We start from the raw sequence: 8596 nt of genomic DNA on the forward strand, positions 1-8596 counted from the left end.
CAAAAAAAGACATCGTGCTATATAAAGATTGCTCCTATAGGTTCTGGTGATTATCAGATGCTTTTATCCGCTTTCGCCGCCAATACTTGATACCACCAACCGAGATGAGAAGGCCAATAAAAACAAACAACATCAAGAGGTCTCCTCGTGGAATGAAAAATGTCCATGGCTTATCAGATGCATCGCTTGTGTTGGTCAGATTAATGATAGTACGTGGAGTTTCTACAACTGGTTCCTTTGGTATAGAAATTGACTCTCCGACAACAACAGGCTGGGTGGTTAGTTCTTCAAGAGGAGTTTCCACACCAGTTTTCTCTTTTTTGTTTCCTCCGATAGCAAAATAACTAAATCCTGGTGAGTTACTTTCATACGTAACTATCGTGCTGTCTTCAGCTACTTTTATGGTTGGCAGGGCTACCCAATCAACGGTATAACGGTATAAGACTACGTCTTCAGAAGTTAGATTATTTGCATCCAACCATGTTTTTTCAACAGTAAATTGAAATTGTACATCATCGAGAGAGGTGCTATCCATGTTCATGGTTTCAATCTTAAGGTAGTAATACAATGACCCGGGAATGGTCTGATAAAGACCACTTGGTCGTTGAGTATATGCTGCAAGGCTTATTTCTGCATTTTCCATTACTTTTTTAGTGGTAAAAGAAATTTCTTTAACGCCCATCTCTTGATCAGTGATCCTCCAGACTACTTCAGCATTCTCATCAAGGATGTCCCATGCGCGCGATATCTTTGGCTCGAGGATAACTACAGGAACAACCAGATTACTACCTTGTTGCTCACCAACAGGGCAATCACCACAATCTATAACACAAAGAGAACATGATTCGGTTCCATCACAACGAGCGTCACCACAATAACTAGCACTTGTTTGGCCTGAATTATTCACCCAAGTGGTATTAACATTCCCTAGATGATCTACCGTAAGGATACTTAACGTATAAACCGTACTTGCCAATAAACCTGTTGCATTGTATCTATTGGTAGGCTGGTAAACAGTAGTCGCGAGACTACCATTCAAATAGAGAAGGCTATAATTATAATCGCCCGTTAGTGGATTGCTCCAGTTCCACGTTATCCACGACGAATCTTGGGCTTCTTTTCTCAACGTGCTAATACTTGCAGGCGCGGTGGTATCAACCGCTGTTGTAGTCGTATGGTTAACCCACGTTGAGTTGATATTACCACTATGATCCACGGTTCGTGTACTTAACGTGTAATTCGTATTGTTCAACAATCCTGTGGCAGTGTAATTGTGTAAGGTATAACTTATATTTACTACAAATGTGCCATTTACGTAAAGTTCAACATGGTTATAATCATTCTCAGAAGGATTAGTCCAATTCCACGTAATGCTGGCATCAGTTATAGAAACATTGGTGAGATTGCTTAATGTACTTGGTGATAGTGTATCAGGCACTGCATTGGTGCTGGCAGTATGATTCACTGCACTTTGATTAACATTGCCTGCATGATCTGCTGTTCTGATACTCACGGTATAATTTGTCGTATTCGTTAAACTCGTCGCAACATAACTGGTCGTAGGTGTGCTGAGATTGGCTACCCAACTGCCGTTTAACCAAATCTCCGTATGGTTAAAATCATTATTTGTTGGATTGCTCCAATTCCACTTAATCCAGGTTAAACTTGCATTTTCATGGGTGAGGTTAGCTATACTTCCTGGTGCAGTCGTATCTATTATAAAAGTCCGATTTATGTCACCCCAAGCAATGTTTGCTGCATTGCCATCCAAACTCTCAGTATCATATGCTAAACAATTCCAGTGATACACACCATCGAGTAAGGAACTCAAATTCATGCTGACTGAAGAACTATTTCCGGAAATGTTGGTACTTGCGTTTTCTATGAACGTGCCACTGATGTTTGTATAGATAGTTATGTTGTAAAGATTAGCAGTCGGGTCAGTTACATTACAGGTAAGGGTTACATTTGGACTTGCAAAATACGTACCATCTGCCGGAGTAATAAGAGAGACAACAGGGTTACCATCAAGAACCTCAAAACTTCCTTGTACTTGTTGAATCTGTCCGTTGCTGTCGTTTGCAAGTAAAGTATATGTTACCGTTAAACTGTCAGAACTTGCAGATTTAGCATAGAGTGATTCATTGATCGCTAAAGAATAATTAGAACCTGTATTGGTAAGGTAACCTACTATTGTTTGCCCACTTGCTTGCGGTAAAAGAAACAGTTCTGTCGTGCTCTTATTTAACCATACTAACTGGATGCTATCTTCTGTATCAGGATCAGTAATTAAGGCCCACAAAGAAAGATTTTGATCGTCATAGACCATACTTGTTGGTAAGGTTACATTTCGTATCAAGGGATAGCTACCTATTTTTTGGTTTGAAACCCGATACTCATCAAATAGCAATGTCCCTGTTGCATTTGCAACAGAGTTATCAATTACTCCGAGACTTACATGTTGAATTTCTTCATTGCTGAAATTAATGCCTGTCTGATTACAGAAGACCGTTCCATTTAACCAGCAACTTATTCCTCCTGTTGCATTGTAAAAAAGCTCTACGGTATGCCAAGTGTTTGTATTCAGATGTTGTTTTGTTTGATTGCTACATCCTGTAAGGGTTCCTTGCGCTGGATCAGAAAAATAACCACAACCCAAACTCTCATTTTCGTCAAAGTATGCAAAGGCCTGTAAGTACGGTAGGGGTAAAGTGGCGTCCCATACACCCATGAAAATCCATGCATCAGTGGATCCGGAGGAGACTGAAACGTTTTGCGCATTGAGGTAGACTCTGCTATAAATATTACTCTTGGTTGTTCCATAGACATCATAGACCTCTACTCTTATTCGTGAACTATTCCCTGAATTTAACTTTGTCACATTTGCAAATTTCCTGCCCATATAAGCAAGACTTGCATCACTCATGATGGTGAAGCTCCCTGCGCCTGATTGACAGACAGCGTCGTACCATTGCGTGTCCTCAATAGATGTACAATAGTTGGTTCCTGATTCGAAGGTATCGTATATATAGCTTGTTCCTACAAAACCAGAAAAGGAGGTAACATTGAATTCAATGCTATTGTCGGTCTCGACAAAGGAAATATTGGTTCTCTTCCACTGATCACAACTAAGATTATTTTCATGCCATTCTTCATCAGGACATTTTAAGATCATTGAAATAGGAGCATATTTTGGCAAACGAACAGTTGCTGTAGTAAAATTAAAATCACCACCAACATAGATCATATCGGTAGCAAACTGCTCATTATACCCAGTTTGTAGTTGCTGTAGTCCATAAGGGTTGTCAACATCAGTAAGAAAAAGATATCCTGATGACCCTGCAGCAGAAACAAACGAAACACTCAGATTGTATTTTCCGTCCTCACTCACCGAGAGGCTCTGTACTGAAATCGTACCCTGAAAATCATCGCGAAGATTTGATTCTAGGGCTGCAATAAGAGATCCTTTATCTTTATTGATAACAAAACCTGTTGGCATGCCCCCTGTCCAAAACATCCCCTTAATTTCAAAAAGATAGTAAACAGTTATAAAGAGAATAATTACCAAGAATAGTCGTAAACCCTTTCCCAGTTCCCTAGTTTTTGAAATAGTATTGCCTCCCTTCTCGATTTCTCAAGACGCAGTTTCCTATTTAAACTTTTCTTTGTCAAATGTGGTTACTTCGTAATTCGTAGAACAAAGAGCTGTCGAGAAAATCCAAGAATCTCCAACACATTTATATAAAAAGTTGTCTTAAGTGAGTAGTAAATCTAAATATTAGAGGGGGTATTGCTATGAAAAAAATAGTGTGGTTGGTAGTCTTTCTCGCGTTCTTAACACCATTGCTCACTGTTTCTGCTACTGAAGTTTCGAGCTGTCGAACAATCTTTGAAGATAGCGTTCTTGTTACCAATATTAGCGCTAATCGCGATCCTTGTATTACTCTAGGTGCCAATGATATCACCTTTGATTGTCAGGGATATACAATCAATGGGAATGGAATTTACCAAGGAATCTATGTTGATGGAAAGAATGGCGTTATCATCAAAAATTGCCGTCTTAACAATTTTGTTTCTGATTTAAAGCTAGTCAATGCCGACAATAACATCGTCGAAGATAATATTTTCAATGACTTTTTTAGCGTAAGTTTAGGTGCAGATAACAATCTTGTACAACGGAATGCGTTTAATAAAGAGACGTGGCTTTATGGCGTATCCAATACCTTTGATGGGAATACCTTTACCCTCGTCGATTCTAATAATGCTGCATTAAGTATCCATGCCGGGTACAATGTAGTTAAAAATAACGTGTTTGTCGGTAGTTCAGATGGATTTGGAATTGCTAATACCCAAAGTGCTACGTACAACCAGTACGTCAACAACACCATTACTAATTTTGCACAAGGCATTATTTTAGGAGGTTTTCTTCTCGGTGCAAACTACAACACTGTTGCAAACAACAGCTTACTTAATAATATGGAAGGAATTCAAGTCGCCGGTGGAGATCTGAACAGTATTACGGGGAATGATATTAATTCCAGAAATTGGACTGAAGCAGACACAACGTATGAAGGATGGGGTGTTGATTTGGGCGGTTCACGAAATAATGTGCTGTGGGATAACACCATCCATAACCAGAATAACCGTTTTGATGTCAACTTAAACTTGTACTGCTATCAAGGTGTTGAGAATACCTGGAATTTCAACATTACACCTACCTGTGAGGGAGATTGTGTCAAGCCAGACTGTAGTGAAGTCCTTGACAACCAGGGAGGGTGGTTTAATGGCGGTGCTGGCGCCTTAATGAATGGCATAGGTCATGGACCAATGGCAGAAGTTACCGGCATAGTTCCTCGTGATGATCCGATCATTACTGCAGCCTGGCAGAGTATTAATTATCCTGATGCTATCAATGGAAATGCTCATTATCACCTAGCAAGTAACAGCAGCAGTTATGTCTATTGGGAAGTCCATAGCTTGCTTAGCCGTTATGATGTCTATACCTGGAAGTTCGATCATCCGTGGAGCTCACAGATGAGTACTACCGCAAAATACATGATCAAACACAAGTATGGTTTAACAACCAAATACCTTGATCAGAGCACGCCAGGAGATCAATGGGTTTACTTAGGAAGATATACCTTTGACGACTCAGAATTACAGGGAGTAGCGATCTTCCCGAGTACCGGTGGGATTGTTGCAGCTGATGCAGTGAAGATTGTCAGCGTCAGTTAGACCCATTTTAGTAATAATTTTTGTAATTATTTTTTTCTCTTCACTGTTATCTGTTTTAATCTACAAGAATAAGTTTACATTATAAAGAGAGCTACTCAATAACCAACCCGCACCGTTGACAGTAGCGTTCGTTATCATGAAATATTATATCTTCTGATCCGCATTCCGGACACTCAGTGATTTTTGTTTCGCCTGCAATGCCCTGGAGTGGTTTTTCATCTGCCATAGCCATTACATTCACCCTGAGCTCACACATACCCCAAGAAGATTAAAAGAGGGTTTATATTTAAAACTTTCTAAGAAACAGAAAAAAAGGAAAAAAGAAAAACACTGTGGCTAACTTAAGTGTTTCTCTATTTTTTTGACATGTCCCTTAGCAGCATCCTTCAAGGCATAACCATAGCTAATGCCAATGGCAACGGCAACAGCAATTGCAATGGCTCCTACAATGATGCGGAAGGTATCCTCAGCTAACGACACATCAAGGCCAGCTTGACGGAGTGCAATAACTGCGGTAAAGAAGATGATTAATACCTTCATAATGGATGTGGTCCACATCATATATTTTGACTTTTCGTGCTTGAGTTTTACCTCTAACCAGTGTGCCAGCATCAGACCAAAGAAGATGATCAAAATGGCCACGATAAGATTAGGGAACCAGATTGCAAATTCAACCAACCGTTCAGATAATACTCCTAAACTGGCAATTCGGGCAGCATCACCCAAAAATATGACGAAGATATACCACTTCGTAAGAGCTCCTAACAATCCAGAAATTTCCGTATGCCCAACAGCTGTTTCCAATTCATACTGTTTGAGCAGTTTATCAAACTGCACTTTTTCTAATAATTTGTGCACCACATAACCAACTAATGATGCAACAAAATAACCCACAATCGCAACGATAATAGCGCCAAGTAAACCCGGAATAAGCTCCACAAAGCGATTCCAAAGGCTCACCAATGGGTCTAACATATCAGTACCTGTGTTATAAAGATCTACAGCCATCGTTCTACACCTCCCTTTTTTACCCCTCTTCTCTGAGAGAAAATAATAACTCTTGAGTACTAGAGAATGCGTTCTTATAAAAACTTATTCGAGTATTGAAGAGTAGCAAAAATTTCAACAACGTCTAGAAACGTTCCACGTGAATAAACGTATACTCAAAAACAGAATGATCTAAGAAAGGCAACTACCACTTATAAGCCATGATGCGTTCAAGAACTTTCTCTTTGCCTTTCCAGTCCAATGCCTCAGCAAGTACTTCAGAAATTGTTTCAACAGGTATGATCTCAATTTTCTTGAGCATTGCTTCCTCAATGATAATATCAGCAATATTTGATTTTGGTACAATCACTTTCTTAATGCCTGCCTCAATAGCAGCCTCTACTTTTGAGGTGACGCCACCAACAGGCAAGACTTCTCCTCTCACGGATAAACTTCCGGTCATGGCATACATCTGTTTGACAGGGATTTTCTTCAAGGCAGAAATAATAGACGTTGCAACAGCAATGGATGCAGAATCACCTTCTACCCCCTCATACGTCTGGAGAAACTGGACATAGATATCACAGGTTTCTTTAATATCTTCTCCAAAGTACCGCTTGATAATTGCCGAGACATTTTTGATTGCTTCTTTGGCGATCTCCCCAAGCTTACCGGTTGCAATAATCTCCGATTCTTTGCCGCCAGCAGTTACCTCTGCTTCAATGGGCAATAAGATACCAGAAAATGCACTGCCACTGCCCATCACCGCTAAACCATTGACTCTACCAATTCGCTTTCCACTGATTAAGATAACATTATATTCTCTTTTGCGTTCAATGACTTTGTCAGCAAGTTGTTGTTCTAAGGTTCGGGCAAGTTTACGTGCACCACGGATATGGATCGGCTCAACAATCTTTGCACCCTCATCTTTTGCAAGGTCGCCTGCAGCTCTGACCAATCCTCCTAGTTCACGAAGACGAAGCGTCAGATGACCTTTTCTATTCGCCCGTCTCCGAGCCTCTTCAATAATGGTATCTACCGCTGCTTTACTAAAGTCAGGAATTTTTTTATCTTTTTTAATTTCTTGAGCAACAAAAATCGCAATTTTATCACAGTTTTCTGGTGTATCTTCCATGGTTTCATTCATGTACACTTCATACCCATAACCACGGATACGTGATCGTAATGCAGGATGCATGTTCTTAATAGTTTCAAAATTACCCGCAGCTACCATAATGAAGGAACATGGCACAGGATCTGTTCTCACCATGGCTCCTGCAGAGCGTTCACTCTGGCCAGTAATCGAATACTTTCCTTCTTGAAGTGCCGTCAATAACTCCTGTTGCGTGTGAGGCTGCAAGGTTGCAATCTCATCAACAAAAAGAACCCCCATGTGGGCTTTGTGGATCATGCCCGCTACTACTCGTTCATGAGCAGGCGTTCCTAGACCACCACTTTGGAACGGGTCATGAAGGATATCGCCGAGCAGAGCACCTGCATGGGCACCTGTTGCATCCATAAAAAGCGCTTGTTTTCTCCGGTAGTTGTCCACGATCACTTTGGGTAACTTAATTTTTCCATTCATGCGCTTTCCAAGATTAACAAACATAACAACCGCTGCGACAAAGACCATGCCACCAAGAAAAAATGCAGTAAACATGATAGAGGCTGCAGTGCTTCCCTCTTTTGCAGCATACTGTGAACGTATCCACCATGGTGCGAGCATGGCAAGAATGGCAAGGACAAGCATGATCATGTTCTGGGTTCTGAACAATCCCATGGTCTCCATCCGTGCTTTCATTATCAGATCTCTTCCCTTACCTGCAGGCACGGTCTTAATTAATGGTTGATTTTCATCATTAACATTAGGATAAGCAATAATATCGACAAGTTTTTCCTTTGGCAAGAGTTCTGCAAGACCTAAGCCAAGGAGAGATTTTCCTGTACCTGGCTCTCCAATTAACAAAACATGTCGTCGTTGCGATGCAGCTTTTGTAATGACGGCAACTGCCTCATCTTGACCAAGCACTTGATCAATGATGCGCTTGGATACCGAAATTTCTTTAGTAGTCTTAAAAGGAGGAAGACGCTTCATAGAGTCTTGAGAGTGGATCTCCTATTTAAACGTTATGAAATCATAAACTTTAGGCATAAAGTCGCTGCTATCTAAAAATCAGTTATTTGCTAGAGCTTATTCTCTTTTCTTTAAATGAGGCATTTTTTCAAGAATCAATTGTCAAATAGGCTTGCAACCACCACCGGTCATAGACACGGTGGCATGCTCGCTTCGCTCGGGTTGCTCGCCTATCCTACAAAATTTGTTAGTCTCACCTGACTCCTTCCTCTCCCCTTTTCACCATACTTCTGTTTCTTG

5 protein-coding genes are annotated in these 8596 nt (G+C 40.6%); 1 reads left to right on the forward strand and 4 read right to left on the reverse strand.

Translation table 11 applies throughout. From position 1 onward, the window contains the following. Positions 1–34: 34 nt before the first annotated feature. A complete protein-coding gene (locus HYW21_06145; GenBank protein MBI2548903.1) occupies positions 35–3499 on the reverse strand; it encodes a PGF-pre-PGF domain-containing protein in 3465 nt (1154 codons plus the stop codon). Between the two features lie 296 nt (positions 3500–3795). On the opposite strand from HYW21_06145, the gene HYW21_06150 reads away from it, so the two are divergent. Continuing rightward, positions 3796–5235, forward strand: a complete 1440-nt coding sequence (locus HYW21_06150; GenBank protein ID MBI2548904.1) for a right-handed parallel beta-helix repeat-containing protein — start codon at positions 3796–3798, stop codon at positions 5233–5235. Positions 5236–5326: 91 nt separating this feature from the next. Here the strand turns inward: HYW21_06150 and HYW21_06155 are convergent, their stop codons facing one another. The 3 genes from HYW21_06155 to lonB form a co-directional block, all read right to left on the reverse strand. Next, the gene (locus HYW21_06155) at positions 5327–5491 is read right to left on the reverse strand and encodes a hypothetical protein (GenBank protein ID MBI2548905.1); all 165 of its coding nucleotides are present in this window, start codon (positions 5489–5491) and stop codon (positions 5327–5329) included. A gap of 80 nt (positions 5492–5571) precedes the next feature. Then, positions 5572–6243 carry a hypothetical protein gene (locus tag HYW21_06160; protein ID MBI2548906.1) on the reverse strand — a complete coding sequence of 224 codons (672 nt, stop codon included), beginning with the start codon at positions 6241–6243 and terminating at the stop codon, positions 5572–5574. 184 nt (positions 6244–6427) lie between these two features. Further along, entirely contained in the window at positions 6428–8317 is a 1890-nt protein-coding gene (gene lonB / locus HYW21_06165) for an ATP-dependent protease LonB (GenBank protein MBI2548907.1), read from the reverse strand. Positions 8318–8596 lie beyond the last annotated feature (279 nt).

It is taken from the genome of Candidatus Woesearchaeota archaeon, assembly GCA_016187565.1.
In the GTDB taxonomy this organism is placed as follows: domain Archaea; phylum Nanobdellota; class Nanobdellia; order Woesearchaeales; family JACPJR01; genus JACPJR01.

Excerpts from the sequence above, each read along its gene's own strand:
- HYW21_06145 (MBI2548903.1), bottom strand. The coding sequence starts at position 3,499 with ATGCCAACAGGTTTTGTTATCAATAAAGATAAAGGATCTCTTATTGCA.
- HYW21_06160 (MBI2548906.1), bottom strand. The coding sequence starts at position 6,243 with ATGGCTGTAGATCTTTATAACACAGGTACTGATATGTTAGACCCATTG.
- HYW21_06155 (MBI2548905.1), bottom strand. The coding sequence starts at position 5,491 with ATGTGTGAGCTCAGGGTGAATGTAATGGCTATGGCAGATGAAAAACCA.
- HYW21_06150 (MBI2548904.1), top strand. The coding sequence starts at position 3,796 with ATGAAAAAAATAGTGTGGTTGGTAGTCTTTCTCGCGTTCTTAACACCA.
- lonB (MBI2548907.1), bottom strand. The coding sequence starts at position 8,317 with ATGAAGCGTCTTCCTCCTTTTAAGACTACTAAAGAAATTTCGGTATCC.